Annotated in this window: 13 protein-coding genes; 6 read left to right on the top strand and 7 right to left on the bottom strand. The window is 74.4% G+C overall.

The features are described 5' to 3' along the window. Positions 1 to 30 precede the first annotated feature (30 nt). On the bottom strand, positions 31 to 978 hold the full coding sequence (locus ACFYOS_RS11620; protein ID WP_387138765.1) for a thiamine-phosphate kinase: 948 nt from the start codon (positions 976 to 978) through the stop codon (positions 31 to 33). A gap of 162 nt (positions 979 to 1,140) precedes the next feature. On the opposite strand from ACFYOS_RS11620, the gene ACFYOS_RS11615 reads away from it, so the two are divergent. Together ACFYOS_RS11615 and ACFYOS_RS11610 are read left to right on the top strand one after the other, a co-directional pair. Further along, positions 1,141 to 1,374: an Lrp/AsnC ligand binding domain-containing protein gene (locus tag ACFYOS_RS11615; protein WP_091268792.1), complete on the top strand. Its 234-nt coding sequence runs from the start codon at positions 1,141 to 1,143 to the stop codon at positions 1,372 to 1,374. 9 nt (positions 1,375 to 1,383) lie between these two features. Then, positions 1,384 to 2,001, top strand: a complete 618-nt coding sequence (locus ACFYOS_RS11610) for a DUF3515 family protein (RefSeq protein WP_387139115.1) — start codon at positions 1,384 to 1,386, stop codon at positions 1,999 to 2,001. Between the two features lie 107 nt (positions 2,002 to 2,108). Here ACFYOS_RS11610 and ACFYOS_RS11605 read toward each other — a convergent pair whose 3' ends face one another. After that, entirely contained in the window at positions 2,109 to 3,203 is a 1,095-nt protein-coding gene (locus ACFYOS_RS11605) for a D-alanine--D-alanine ligase family protein (protein ID WP_387138762.1), read from the bottom strand. A 199-nt stretch (positions 3,204 to 3,402) separates the two neighbouring features. Between ACFYOS_RS11605 and ACFYOS_RS11600 the strand changes: the two genes are divergently transcribed. After that, positions 3,403 to 4,671: an ATP-binding protein gene (locus ACFYOS_RS11600; protein ID WP_387138760.1), complete on the top strand. Its 1,269-nt coding sequence runs from the start codon at positions 3,403 to 3,405 to the stop codon at positions 4,669 to 4,671. A gap of 55 nt (positions 4,672 to 4,726) precedes the next feature. Here the strand turns inward: ACFYOS_RS11600 and ACFYOS_RS11595 are convergent, their stop codons facing one another. The 5 genes from ACFYOS_RS11595 to ACFYOS_RS11575 all read right to left on the bottom strand — a co-directional run bounded on the left by ACFYOS_RS11595 (position 4,727) and on the right by ACFYOS_RS11575 (position 9,720). Further along, positions 4,727 to 5,773 carry an ROK family protein gene (locus ACFYOS_RS11595; protein ID WP_387139112.1) on the bottom strand — a complete coding sequence of 349 codons (1,047 nt, stop codon included), beginning with the start codon at positions 5,771 to 5,773 and terminating at the stop codon, positions 4,727 to 4,729. 125 nt (positions 5,774 to 5,898) lie between these two features. Continuing rightward, complete coding sequence (locus ACFYOS_RS11590) at positions 5,899 to 6,684, bottom strand: putative protein N(5)-glutamine methyltransferase (RefSeq protein ID WP_387138757.1); 786 nt, start codon at positions 6,682 to 6,684, stop codon at positions 5,899 to 5,901. A gap of 183 nt (positions 6,685 to 6,867) precedes the next feature. Then, positions 6,868 to 7,983, bottom strand: coding sequence for a cystathionine gamma-lyase (locus ACFYOS_RS11585; RefSeq protein ID WP_387138754.1), 1,116 nt, complete (start codon positions 7,981 to 7,983; stop codon positions 6,868 to 6,870). 7 nt (positions 7,984 to 7,990) lie between these two features. After that, a complete protein-coding gene (locus ACFYOS_RS11580; protein ID WP_387138751.1) occupies positions 7,991 to 8,998 on the bottom strand; it encodes an NAD(P)H-dependent glycerol-3-phosphate dehydrogenase in 1,008 nt (335 codons plus the stop codon). Beyond that, a complete protein-coding gene (locus tag ACFYOS_RS11575) occupies positions 8,995 to 9,720 on the bottom strand; it encodes a lysophospholipid acyltransferase family protein (RefSeq protein WP_387138748.1) in 726 nt (241 codons plus the stop codon). The genes ACFYOS_RS11580 and ACFYOS_RS11575 overlap by 4 nt, the downstream gene beginning before the upstream one ends. A gap of 113 nt (positions 9,721 to 9,833) precedes the next feature. Here ACFYOS_RS11575 and cofC point away from each other — a divergent pair, with 113 nt between their 5' ends. From cofC to ACFYOS_RS11560, 3 genes are read left to right on the top strand one after another with little or no spacing between them, the layout of a single operon-like run. Continuing rightward, positions 9,834 to 10,472, top strand: a complete 639-nt coding sequence (gene cofC / locus ACFYOS_RS11570) for a 2-phospho-L-lactate guanylyltransferase (protein WP_387138745.1) — start codon at positions 9,834 to 9,836, stop codon at positions 10,470 to 10,472. A 20-nt stretch (positions 10,473 to 10,492) separates the two neighbouring features. Then, positions 10,493 to 10,690 (top strand): cold-shock protein, encoded by a 198-nt coding sequence (locus ACFYOS_RS11565; protein WP_387138742.1) that lies wholly within the window; start codon positions 10,493 to 10,495, stop codon positions 10,688 to 10,690. A 54-nt stretch (positions 10,691 to 10,744) separates the two neighbouring features. Further along, on the top strand, positions 10,745 to 13,036 hold the full coding sequence (locus ACFYOS_RS11560; protein WP_387138739.1) for an RNA degradosome polyphosphate kinase: 2,292 nt from the start codon (positions 10,745 to 10,747) through the stop codon (positions 13,034 to 13,036). Positions 13,037 to 13,074 lie beyond the last annotated feature (38 nt).

The raw sequence follows: 13,074 nt of genomic DNA, 5'->3' as shown, positions 1-13,074 counted from the left end.
ACGGGCCCGATCGCCCCGGTCGGACGCAGATCACTCCGCCCGGCGGAAGTGGTCCCACCCGCCGGGACCCACGTACGCCGCGCCGTCCACCGTCACCCCGGCGCCCTCGGTCACCCGGCCGATCGGCCGCCAGCCCGCGGGCAGGGTCGCCGCCGCCGGGAAGGTCGCCGCCAGGGCGTGGTCCTCGCCCCCGGCCAGGAGCCAGGTGTACGGGTCGACGCCGAGCGCCTGCGCCGCGTCGCGCATCTGCCGGGGCACCTCGAACGCGTCCCGGGTCACGTCGATCGCCACACCGCTGGCCTTCGCCACGTGCCCCAGGTCGGCCACCAGCCCGTCCGAGACGTCGATCATGGCGGTGGCACCGTGCCGGGCGGCCTCCGGGCCGGCCGGGTACGGCACCTCGGGGCGCCGGAACGCCTCGACCAGCAGCCGGGGTGTCCGGAAGCCCCGGGAGAGCACGGTGTAGCCGGCCGCCGCCCAGCCCGTCCGCCCGGCCAGCGCCACCACGTCGCCCGGCCGGGCCCCGGTGCGGACCACCGGCGGCCGGCCCGCCAGGTCGCCCAGCGCGGTCACCGCGATGGTGATGGTCGGGCTGGCCGACATGTCCCCGCCGACCACACTGGCACCGACCAGGGCCGCCTCGGCACCGAGCCCGTCGGCCAGCTCCTCCGCCCAGCTGGCGTCCAGCTCGGCCGGGATGCAGAGGGCGACCAGCAGGGCGGTCGGGGTGGCGCCCATGGCCGCGATGTCGGCCAGGTTGGCCGCCGCCGCCCGGTGCCCGACGTCCCGGGCGCTCGACCAGTCCCGCCGGAAGTGCCGCCCCTCGACCAGCACATCCGTCGAGGCCACCACCCGCCGGTCCGGCGCCGCCACCACCGCCCCGTCGTCCCCGGGGCCGAGCAGGCAGCTCTCCCCGTACGTCAGCCGGGCGGTGACCCGGTCGATCAGCCCGAACTCTCCGACACCCGCGACCGTCATTCCGTCCCCTCGTCGCGCTCTTCAGCTCCGCAGTCCCGTCACCACGCCCCGACGTGTGCCCGCTTACCGCGTCCCGTCGGCGACCGATACAGATCAGGGCCGCTCCGTAGGGTAGTTTCACCCTTCGGGCCGCCCCAGGCGGCGACGGACGGAGGTCGAGTCGTGGTACAGGCGTACATCCTCATCCAGACCGAGGTCGGTCGGGCGCGTGACGTGGCCGGACAGATCGCGGACCTTGCCGGCGTGGTACGGGTCGACGCCGTCACCGGGCCGTACGACGTGGTCGTCCTCACCGAGGCGAACACCGTCGACGAGCTCGGCAAACTCATCGTCAGCAAGGTGCAGCTGGTGCCCGGCATCACCCGCACCCTCACGTGTTCGGTGGTGCGCCTGTAAGTGGACGAGATCACTTCTTCCCCCGCTCCCGAGGAGTCGCGACCGGCCGAGGCGGCCCCGCGCCGGGACCGGTCGAGCCGCGGCGCCGCGCTGTGGGCGACGCTGGTCGCGGTGCCGGTGACCGTGGCGGTGGCCGGCTTCACCTTCGCCAAGCTCGCCCCGGACGAGCCGGCCGCCGCGCCGAGCGCCTCGGCCACCGCCGCCCGGCCGCAGTCGGCCGCCCCGGTGGAGATGCCCGCGCCGACCCTGGCGGAGCGCCCCGCGACCGTGTGTCGCGCCCTGGTGTCGCAGCTGCCGTTGGCCGTGCGGGACCTGACGCAGCGGCCGGTCACCGCCGGCGCCGAGCAGAACGCCGCGTACGGCGACCCGGCGCTGACCGTGGCCTGCGGCGGCACCCCGCCGGTGGTGCAGCCCACCGACGAGGTGTGGTCGGTCAACAAGGTCTGCTGGCACGCCGTGCAGGAGGCCGACGCGATGGTCCTGACCACCGTCGACCGGGAGACGCCCGTCCGGGTCCGCGTGCCCAAGGAGTACGCGCAGCCGCTCCAGTGGGTCAGCCCGATCTCCGACGCCATCGTCTCGGCGGTCCCGTCGGCGAAGACCGCCCCCTCCGGCTGCTCCGCCTGACCGAGCTCCGCCTGTCCTCGGGCGCAGATTCCCGGAAAGTGTGGCCATTCCGACTCGGATGGCCACACTTTCCGTGCATCAGGGCGGATCTTGATGCGGCGAAACTGTCAGCGGCCGGCTCGGCGCAGGGCGGTCCGGATCAGGCGGTTGACCAGCTTCGGATACTCCAGGCCGCTGGCCGCCCACATCCGGGGGAACATCGAGGTCGAGGTGAAGCCCGGCATGGTGTTGATCTCGTTGAGGTAGACGTCCAGCTCCGGGGTGACGAAGAAGTCGACCCGGGCCAGGCCGGAGCAGTCCAGCGCGGTGAACGCGCGGGTGGCGTACTCCCGCACCTGGCGGGTGACCTGCTCGGGCAGGTTCGCCGGGATGTCGTACTCGCACGCGTCGTCGATGTACTTGGCCTCGAAGTCGTACCAGTCGTGGCCGGAGATCACCCGCACCTCGGCCAGCACCGACGCCTCGGGCGCGCCGCCGGCCTCGCCCTCCAGCACGCCGCACTCGATCTCGCGGCCGGCGATCGCGCCCTCGACCAGCACCTTGGTGTCGATCTCCCGGGCGACCGCCACCGCCGCGTCCAGCTGGGACCAGTCGTCGACCTTGGTGATGCCGAAGGAGGAACCGGCCCGGGACGGCTTGACGAAGACCGGCAGGCCGAGGCGTTCCTTGTCCTCCTCCGTCATGGTCATCCCGTTACGCAGCACCACGTACGGGCCGACCGGAATGCCCTCGGCGGCGCAGAGCTTCTTGGTGAACTCCTTGTCCATGGCGGCGGCCGACGCGAAGACGTTCGCCCCGACGTAGGGGATGTCGGCCATCTCCAGCATCCCCTGGATGGTGCCGTCCTCGCCGTACGCGCCGTGCAGCACCGGGAAGACCACGTCCACGTCGGCCAGCGCGCGGGGGCCCTCCGCCGGGTCGAGCACCATCAGTCCGCCCACCGCCGCGTCGGCGCGCAGCACCAGCTCGGCCCCCGAACCGGAGGTGATCTCCGGCAGCTTGCGGTCCTGGATCGCCAGCTGGCCCGGGTCGCCGCTGGCCAGCACCCACTGCCCCTGTCGGGTGATGCCGACCGGCACCACCTCGAACTCGTCCGGGTCGAGGGCGCCCAGCACGCTGCCGGCGCTGACGCAGGAGATGCCATGTTCGGGGCTGCGGCCGCCGAAGACGATCGCCACTCGAGTCTTGCCTGGGGTGGTCACTGAAGTCACCTCATCGTTCGCGACTGCGGCTGGCCGTGCTCGCCGGTGGCGCTCACCCGGTTGACCTTACTGTGCGTGGCGAGCGCGGGCAGCCGATACCCGGGTAGACGGCACACCCCACCGCAACCGGTCAGCACGTCATACACGGGGAGTAACGGGACTGCGGCCCGGCTCGGCGGCCCACTAGGCTGCTCGTCCTGTGAGCGCCGATCTCCTCATCGACAGTCTGCTGGCCGCCCTTGACGCCCGTCCCGACGACCTGCCGCTCCGGCTGCACCTGGCCGGGCTGCTGCTCGACGGCGGCCGGCGCGGGGAGGCGATCGCGCACGTCGGGCAGGCCCTCGCCCGGGACCCCGGCAACGCGCAGGCCCAGGCGCTGATGCAGCGCGCCCTCGGGGTGCCCGCGCCGGCCCAGCCCGCCGCCGCGCAGGAACCAACCCAGGAACCGGCCCAGCCACCGGCCCAGCGGCCGGCACCGGCCGGGGACGATCCGCTGGCCGCGTACGAGCAGGAGCTGGCCGACGTCGTGCCGCCGCGCTTCGCCCGGGCCGGCGACGAACCGGAGCCGGTCGAGGGCGATGCCGACCGGGTCTACGACGTCGAGTCCTCGTCGGTCCGGCTGGCCGACGTGGGCGGCATGGCGGCGGTGAAGGAGCGCTTGGAGCTGGCCTTCCTCGGCCCGCTGCGCAACCCGGAGCTGCGCCGGATGTACGGCAAGAGCCTGCGCGGCGGCCTGATGCTCTACGGCCCGCCCGGCTGCGGCAAGACCTTCCTGGCTCGGGCGGTGGCCGGCGAGATGGGCGCGAAGTTCCTCTCGCTGTCCATCGTGGACGTGCTGGACATGTGGATCGGCAACTCCGAGCGGAACCTGCACGAGCTCTTCGAGGCGGCCCGGCGCAACGCCCCCTGCGTGCTCTTCCTCGACGAGATCGACGCCCTGGGGCACAAGCGCTCGCAGATCTCGTCGAGCTCCATGCGGACGCTGGGCAACCAGCTCCTGGCCGAGCTGGACGGTATGGAGGGCAACAACGAGGGCGTCTTCGTGCTGGCCGCGACGAACACCCCGTGGGACGTCGACCCGGCGCTGCGCCGGCCGGGGCGGCTGGACCGGGTGGTGCTGGTGCTGCCGCCGGACGCCGAGGCCCGCGCCGCGATCCTCGAGTACCACCTGCGCGAGCGGCCGATCGCCAACATCGACCTGCGCCGGGTGGTCGCCGGGACCGAGGACTTCTCCGGCGCCGACCTGGCCCACCTGTGCGAGACCGCGGCCGAGTTCGCGATGGCCGACTCGGTACGCACCGGCGAGGTCCGGATGATCGAGCAGCGGGACCTGGAGCGGGCGCTGAAGGAGGTGCGCCCGTCGACCCGTCCCTGGCTGTCGACCGCGCGCAACGTCGCCATGTTCGCCAACGAGGGTGGCGTCTACGACGACCTGGTCGCGTACCTGAAGCGGCGCAAGCTGCTGTGAGGCCGGTGCGAGTCTCCCCCCGGCCGCCTGCACCGGTGCGCCGCTGATCCGGGGCTCAGCCGGCGACCAGCGGGGCGGCGCCGGCCCGGACCGCCTCCAGGGCGGCGATGGCCACTCCGCGCGCCCCGGCCATGTCCCGGTCGGGCACCAGGGCGAAGGTGGCGACCGCGGCCTGCTCCGCCCGGAGCACGGTGTGCTCGCGCACGGTGGCCAGGAACCAGTCACGGAACTCCGGCGCCGCCTCCACCACCCCGCCACCGACGAAGTAGGCGTGCGGGTCGGTGAAGTTCGCCGCGATCGTGAAGAGCCGACCCAGCGCCACGGCCTGCTGGGTGAAGACCTGCCGGGCCAGCCCGTCGCCCCGCTCGCCGTGGCCGCGGACGAGCTTCGCCGCCCGGGTCGGCTCCTCCGCCGCCAGCGGGTGCCCAGGGAACCGGCCCAGCCAGTACGGCAGCAGGCTCCGTTCGATCGCGGTCAGCGAGGCGACGCTCTCCGCGTCCCCGGTGAAGCCGCAAGCGCAGGTGGGCGCGGGCTGGCCGGGTGCCAGCAGTCCGTCGAGCGGGATGTGCACGTGCCCGAACTCCCCCGCCATGCCGGCCGCACCGCCGACCACCCGGCCGGCCTCCACCACCCCGCCACCGAGGCCGGTGCCGACGATGGCGGCGACGGAGGAGCGGTGCATCGCGTCCGCTCCGAAGTGGACGTGGTGCGCGTAGAGGGCCGCCGCGTTGCCGTCGTTGGCGTAGACCACCGGCAGGCCCAGCCGGTGCTCCAGCGCGCCGCGTACGTCGTAACCCCGCCAGGCGGGCTGGGAGAAGTTGGTCGAGCCACGCGAGGAGATGACCCCGGTGGCGCTGGCCGGGCCCGGGGTGTCCAACCCGACCGCGTGGACCAGTTCGCGGGGCACCCCGGTGCGGGCCAGGATGCCGTCGAACGCGCGCGCGAGGGCCTCGATCGCCGCCTCCGGGCCGACCGTGACCTCGCTCGGGATCTCCACCAGGCCGTCCACCAGGAACCGGCCGTCGACGGTCAGGACGGTGGCGTTGTTGCTGTTCCCGCCGTTGTCCAGCCCTACCACCACCGGCACACCCGCGCTGCCCACGGCCACCGCCCCTCCCACCGAGCCTGACCTGAGGCTAGTTCGGTCGTCACCGACCCGCCATGCTCCGGACGGCCACCCGCCGCCGGTACGCGGGAACGGCGGACCGGCGGGAGTGGGCGTGATCCTCAGGCGGGCCGGCGGGCGGTCACGGCCGTGGCGTCCAAGTCGTCGTCGCGCACGACCGTCGGCACCAGGCCGGCCTCGGTCAGCGCCGCGCAGAGCGTCTCGGCCTGGCCGGCGCTGACCTCCACCGCCAGGTGCCCGCCCGGGGCCAGCCACTCGGCCGCGCCGATCGCCACCCGGCGCAGCACGGCCAGCCCGTCGACGCCGCCGTCCAGTGCCACCGGCGCCTCGTGCAGCCGCGCCTCCGCCGGCAGCAGCGCCACCGCGGCGCTCGGCACGTACGGGGCGTTCGCCACCACCAGGTCCAGCCGTCCCCGCCATTCGGCGGGCACCGGCGCGAAGAGATCGCCCTGGTACACCGGCACGCCCAGCGGGTCGAGGTTGCGCCGGGCGCAGGCCACCGCGGCCGGGTCGAGGTCGGCGGCGGCCAGCCAGCGCGGGGCGAGCCGGCCGTGCAGCACCAGCGCGGCGGCGCCGGACCCGCAGCAGAGGTCCAGCACGGCCGGGGCCGGGCCGGCCACCGCCGCCGCGGCGGAGACCAGCAGGGCGGTACGCCCCCGGGGCACGAAGACCCCGGGGTCGACGGTGACCCGCAGGCCGCAGAACTCGGCCCAGCCGAGGAGGTGCTCCAGCGGCCGGCCGGCGACCCGCCGGTCGACCAGGTCGGTGAGGTCCGCAGCCGAGCGGGCGGCGGCGATCAGCAGCTCGGCCTCGTCCTCGGCGTAGACGCAACCGGCGGCGCGCAGCCGCTGGACGAGGGCGGGACGGTCAGGGTGGAACGATGCCATGGGGATGCCTTTCGGGAACGCTCGTCGGCGCTCCCGACGTCGCCTAGTCCCGGGGCGACGCGGACTCGGAGGGAGCGCCGGTCCTGGTCTGGTGGATCGGTCCCACCTCCTCCGGTCGGGGCCCGCTCGGGCCGTGGCTGCCCGCAACCTTAGCGGAGCCGGCGGCGTCGATCCGCCCCGGCGTCATTCCGTGCCGGCGTCCAGCGCGGCGGTCACGTCGGCCACCAGGTCGGCGGTGTCCTCGATCCCACAGGACAGCCGGACGAAGCCGGGCGCGGTGTCGTCGCCCCACTGGGCCCGCCGGTCGGCGGTGGTGTGCAGCCCGCCGAACGAGGTGGCGGCGGCGACCAGGCGGGCGGCGTCGAGGAACCGGGCGACCCGAGCGGCGTCGCCCAGGTCGAACGAGAGCACCCCGGGCATCCGGCGCATCTGGACCGAGGCGACCGGGTACGCCGCGTCCCCCGGCAGCCCCGGCCAGCGCAGGCCGGTCACGTCGGGGCGGTCGGCGAGCCGTCGGGCGAGCGCCTCGGCGTTGGCGGTCTGCCGGGCCAGCCGCAGGTCCATGGTCGCCAGCGAGCGGTGGGCCAGCCAGCAGTCGAACGGGCCGGGCACCCCACCGGTGGTGGTCCGCCACGCGGTGACCGGGTCGAGCAGTTCGGCGGAGCGGGTCGCCACGTAGCCGAGCAGCAGGTCGGAGTGGCCGGTGAGCGCCTTGGTGCCGGAGGCGACCACCACGTCGGCGCCGAGGTCCAGCGGGCGCTGCCCGAGCGGCGTGGCGGTGGTGTTGTCCACCGCCACGAGGGCCCCGGCGGCGTGCGCGGCGGCGGTCAGCGCCGGCAGGTCGGCGACGTCCAGGCCCGGGTTCGCCGGGGTCTCCAGCAGCACCAGCCGCACCCCGTCGAACGACGGGTACGGCCCGGCGGTGGGCACGAAGCCGACGCGTACCCCGATGCCCGCCAGCGTGGCGGTGGCGAACGCGCGCACCGGGAAGTACCCGTCGGCGGGGAGCAGCACGGTGTCGCCGGGGCGCAGCAGGGCCAGCAGCAGCCCGGTGATGGCTGCCTGGCCACTGGCGAAGACCCGGCAGTCCCCGCCCTCCAGCTCCCCGATGGCAGCCTCCAGCAGCCGTCGGGTGGGGTTGTCCGGCCGGCCGTACCCGTTGGGGGCCGCCTCCGGCCCGCGCCAGGGGTCGAGGTGGTAGGGCGCGGCGAAGACCGGGCCGGGCAGGAACGGCTGCCCCGGCTCCGGGGCCGGAAGGCCCGCGTGCACGCTGCGGGTGCCGTCACCCCAGTCGGTCATCGCCGGCTCACTCGTACGACTCGGGCTTGGCGGTCCGGCTCATCAGGGCGTCCACGGCGAGCCGCGGGTCCATCCCCTCGTGGCAGATCCGCTCGATCTGCTCGGTGATCGGCATCTCCACCCCGTTCGCCCGGGCCAGGTCGCGGATGGACAGGCAGCTCTTCACGCCCTCGGCGGTCTGCCGGGTGGCCGCCTGAGCCTGCTCCAGGGTCTCTCCCCGGCCCAGGTGCTCGCCGAAGGTGCGGTTGCGGGCCAGCGGCGAGGAGCAGGAGGCGACCAGGTCGCCCATGCCGGCCAGGCCGGCGAAGGTGATCGGGTCGGCGCCGAGCGCCACCCCCAGCCGGGCGGTCTCGGCCAGGCCGCGGGTCATCAGCATGGCCCGGGTGTTGTCGCCGAAGCCCATCGCGGTGGCGATCCCGTACGCCAGCGCGATCACGTTCTTCACCGCCCCGCCCAGCTCGCAGCCGATCACGTCGTCGTTCGTGTACGGGCGGAAGTACGGCGTCCGGATCGACGACTGCACCAGGGCGGTCCGGCGGCTGTCGGTGCCGGCGACCACGGTGGCGGCGGGCTGCTCGGCGGCGATCTCGGGGGCCAGGTTGGGCCCGGAGACGACGACCACCCGGTCGGCGGGCACCCCGGCGGTCTCCATGATCACCTGGCTCATCCGCTTGGTGGTGCCCAGCTCGATGCCCTTCATCAGGGACACCAGCGTGGCGTCGGGGTCCAGGTAGGGGGTCCACTCGGCGAGGTTGCCGCGCAGCGTCTGCGACGGGACGGAGAGCACCACCACCTCGGCCCCGGCGACCGCCTCCTCGGCGTCCCCGGTCGCGGTGACCCGGTCGGGCAGCCGCACGTCCGGCAGGTAGTCCGGATTGTGGCGTCCGGTCCGGATCGCCTCGGCCAGCGAGGGGCGCCGGGCCAGGATCGTCACGTCCCGACCGGCGTCGGCGAGGATCTTGGCGAACGCCGTCCCCCACGAGCCGGCGCCGAGAACGGCGACATGCCCGGTCATTCGCTCGCCTCGGGCGTGCGGGAGCGGGCCGGGCGCGCCCAGAGCGGGGGTGGCGTGCCGCCACGGATCTCGGCGACGAGGTCACGGATCCGCAGCATGATCGTGTCGGTCATCTCCTCGAGAATCGCCCGGCTCGGCGCGGCGCCCGCCCAGCGGCTCAGGTCCACCGGCGGCCCGGCGACCACGGTCACCGGAATCCGCGGGCGCAGCCCGAAGCGGGCCGTGCGTGGGTCGAACATCTGCTCCGGCCCCCACATCGCGACCGGGATCACCGGCGCGCCGGTGGCCAGCGCCAGCCGGGCCGCGCCGGTCTTGCCCTTCATCGGCCAGAGCTCCGGTTCCCGGGTGGTGGTCCCCTCCGGGTAGATCACCACCGCCCCGCCCGCGCGCACCGCCTCGACCAGCCGGTCCAGCGACTTGACCGCGTCGACGGTGCCGCGCTCCACCGGGATCTGCCGGCACCGGTGCAGGATCCAGCCGATCACCGGCACCCGGAACACGCTGGCCTTGCCGAGGTACTGCGGCCAGCGCCCGGAGTCGTAGATGAAGTGCGCGGAGACCAGCGGGTCGGCGTGCGAGATGTGGTTGGGCACGATGATGACGCCGCCCTCGCGGCGCAGGTGCTCCATGCCCCGCCAGGTGCGCCGGGTCCAGACCGTCAACAACGGTTTGACCAGCACCACGGCCAACCGTGGCCAGAATCCCACCTTCCGCCGCGCCACCCTGTCTCCTCCTCGTGCCCCGACCCGCGCACCCTCGCCCGCGACGAAATCATGCCTGCTCGCCCCGGGTCCGGCCAGTGAGGGTACCGCCGTCCGACTGGCAGGATGGTCACGTGCCTGAGCCGAGCTGGACCGTGGTGGTGCCGGTGAAGCGTCTCGGGGCGGCGAAGAGCCGCCTGCGGGGCGCGCTGCCGGCCGTACCCCACGAGGAGCTGGCACTGGCCCTGGCGGCCGACACGGTCCGCGCGGTGCGGGCCTGCCCGGCGGTGGCCGAGGTGCTGGTGGTCACCGACGACCCGCGGGTGGTGGCGGAGGTCACTGCGGCCGGCGCCCGGGTCGCGCCGGACCCGGCGGGCGGGCTGAACGCCGCCTTCCGGCACGGTGCCGCGGTCGCCGGCCGGCGTGCCGCGGTGGCCGGCCTCACCGCCGACCTGCCGGCGCTGCGCCCGGCGGAGCTGGCCGCGGCGCTGCGGGCCGTCGGCGGTCCGGGGGTACGCGGGTTCGTGGCCGATGCACCGGGGAGCGGCACGGTGCTGCTCGCCGCCCCGGCCGGGGTGCCGCTGGGTCCGCGCTTCGGGGTGGGCTCCGCCGCCGCGCACGCGGCGAGCGGGGCGCGGCCGCTGCGCGGCGACTGGCCCACCCTGCGCCGGGACGTGGACACCGCCGAGGACCTCGCCGCGGCGGCCCGGCTGGGGCTGGGCCCGCGCACCGCCGCGCTGCTCGGCGCCCGCGCGGCCGCCCGCACCGGCTGACCCTCGGGTACGGTGCTGGCATGCAGGGCACGGTGGCCACCTACGACGCGTCGACCCGCAGCGGGGTGCTGCTCCTCGACGACGGCACCGAGCTGGCCTTCCCGGCCCGCGCGTTCGACGCCTCCGGTTTGCGGCTGCTCCGGCTCGGGCAGCGGGTCCGGATCGAGCGGGACGCCGCCGGCGAGGTCATCCGGGTGAGTTTGCCGACGATGGCCTGATCGACCTGGCCCGAGTTCATTTTCTGTTCACCGTTATCGGGGAATCATGAGGTGGTGAGCACCCCTCGCGAGCCCGAGCGTCCGCACCACCTCCTCCACCCGACCGCACCGCGCAACGGCACCGCGGCCCGGGGCACCGACGGTCGGTTCCGCCGGCTCCGTGCCCCGGAGGAGAACCTGACCGCCGAGCCGGCCGCCCCGGACTCCGCCGGGCTGGAGGAGTCACTCGACCCGGTCGAAAGCCCGGGCCCGGGGCCGGACGCCGAGCCGCCGGCCGCGCAGCCGCTGCCGGAGGACCGTTTCCTCAACCGGGAGCTCTCCTGGCTCGACTTCAACGCCCGGGTGCTGGCGCTCGCCGAGGACCCGGGTACGCCGCTGCTGGAGCGGGCCAAGTTCCTGGCCATCTTCGCCAGCAACCTCGACGAGTTCTACATGGTTCGGGTGGCCGGGCTGAAGCGCCGGCTCTCCGCCGGCCTGCCGGTCCGCGGCGGCGACCGGCTGCCGCTGCGTACCCAGCTGGAGCTGATCGCGGAGAGAACCGCCGACCTGGTGGCCCGGCACGCCGTCTGCTTCGTCGACGAGGTGCTGCCCAAGCTGGCCGACGAGGACATCCGCGTCCTGCGCTGGAGCGACCTGGACGACGCCGAGCGGGAGCGGCTGCGCACCTGGTTCCGGGAACACATCTTCCCGGTGCTCACCCCGCTCGCGGTGGACCCGGCGCACCCGTTCCCGTACATCTCGGGGCGGTCGCTGAACCTGGCCGTCTCGGTGCGCGACCCGGACGGCGGTTCGGAGCTGTTCGCCCGGGTCAAGGTGCCGAACAACGTGCCCCGGTTCGTCCGGGTGGCCCGCGACCAGCCGGGGGTGCGCTTCCTGCCGGTCGAGGACCTCATCTCGGTGCACCTCGGGCAGCTCTTCTCCGGCATGCAGGTGGTGGAGTGCCACCTGTTCCGGGTCACCCGCAACGCCGAGGTGGAGGTCGACGAGGACCGCGACGAGGACCTGCTCCAGGCCCTCGAACGGGAGCTGGCCCGGCGCCGATTCGGCCCGCCGGTGCGGCTGGAGGTGGCCGCCTCCATCTCCGACCACATGCTGGAGCTGCTCGTCCGCGAGCTGGACATGGACAGCCACGACGTGCTCCGGGTCCGCGGCCTGCTCGACCTCTCCGCGCTCTGGCAGGTGTACGGCGAGCCCGACCGCCCCGACCTGAAGGACCCGCCGTTCGTACCGGCCACCCATCCCCGGCTCGCCGAGGGCGAGGTGCCGCGCAGCGTCTTCGCCACACTGCGGGACGGGGACGTGCTGGTGCACCACCCGTACCACTCGTTCGCCACCAGCGTGCAGCGCTTCATCGAGCAGGCCGCCGCCGACCCCAACGTGCTGGCCATCAAGCAGACCCTCTACCGCACCAGCGGCGACTCCCCCATCGTGGACGCCCTGGTCGACGCGGCCGCCGCCGGCAAGCAGGTGGTGGTGCTGGTGGAGCTGAAGGCGCGCTTCGACGAGGTGGCCAACATCGGCTGGGCCCGCACGCTGGAACGCGCCGGCTGCCACGTCGTCTATGGCCTGGTGGGCCTGAAGACGCACTGCAAGACCGCCCTGGTGGTCCGCCAGGAGGGCAACCAGATCCGCCGCTACTGCCACATCGGCACGGGCAACTACCACCCGAAGACCGCCCGGCTCTACGAGGACTTCGGCATGCTCACCGCCGACCCGGAGATCGGCGCCGACCTGACCGACCTGTTCAACGTGCTCACCGGCTACAGCCGGCAGACCGCGTACCGGCGGCTGCTGGTGGCCCCGCAGGGCATCCGCCGCGGCCTGATCGAGCGGATCGAGCGGGAGGTCGAGCACGTCCGACTCGGCATGCCGGGGCTGGTGCAGTTCAAGGTGAACGCGCTGGTCGACGAGGAGATCACCGACGCGCTCTACCGGGCGTCCCGGGCCGGCGTCCACGTCGACCTGCTGATCCGGGGCATGTGCACGCTGCGGCCCGGGGTTCCAGGGCTGTCGGACAACATCCGGGTCCGCTCGATCCTCGGCCGGTTCCTGGAGCATTCCCGGATCTTCCGGTTCGGCAACAACGGCGACACGGAGTTCTGGATGGGCTCTGCCGACCTGATGCACCGCAACCTGGACCGTCGGGTGGAGGCATTGGTGCAGGTGAGCGATCCGGTGGCCCGGGCCGAGCTGGACCACGTGCTGACCGCCGCGTTCAGCCCGGAGGTGGACGCGTTCGAGCTGGCCGGGGACGGCACCTGGCACCGGCGGGCCGGGACCGACGACGCGCCGCTGACGCACCTGCAGGAGCTGCTCCTGCACCGGGTGGGCGGGACGGCCGGCTGAGCGGCCCGCGGCGCGCCGCGGGCGGGCTTACGGTGATC

Origin of the sequence: Micromonospora sp. NPDC005806, assembly GCF_042871425.1 — a bacterium.
Taxonomy (GTDB): Bacteria; Actinomycetota; Actinomycetes; order Mycobacteriales; family Micromonosporaceae; genus Micromonospora.
The sequence above is the reverse complement of the archived record's forward strand: the minus strand, read 5'-3'. Positions and strand labels throughout refer to the sequence as shown.

What these genes read in the sequence shown, in the direction of transcription:
- ACFYOS_RS11620 (WP_387138765.1), bottom strand. Translation starts at nt 978, where the DNA reads ATGACGGTCGCGGGTGTCGGAGAGTTCGGGCTGATCGACCGGGTCACC.
- ACFYOS_RS11590 (WP_387138757.1), bottom strand. Translation starts at nt 6,684, where the DNA reads ATGGCATCGTTCCACCCTGACCGTCCCGCCCTCGTCCAGCGGCTGCGC.
- ACFYOS_RS11585 (WP_387138754.1), bottom strand. Translation starts at nt 7,983, where the DNA reads ATGACCGACTGGGGTGACGGCACCCGCAGCGTGCACGCGGGCCTTCCG.
- ACFYOS_RS11580 (WP_387138751.1), bottom strand. Translation starts at nt 8,998, where the DNA reads ATGACCGGGCATGTCGCCGTTCTCGGCGCCGGCTCGTGGGGGACGGCG.
- ACFYOS_RS11565 (WP_387138742.1), top strand. Translation starts at nt 10,493, where the DNA reads ATGCAGGGCACGGTGGCCACCTACGACGCGTCGACCCGCAGCGGGGTG.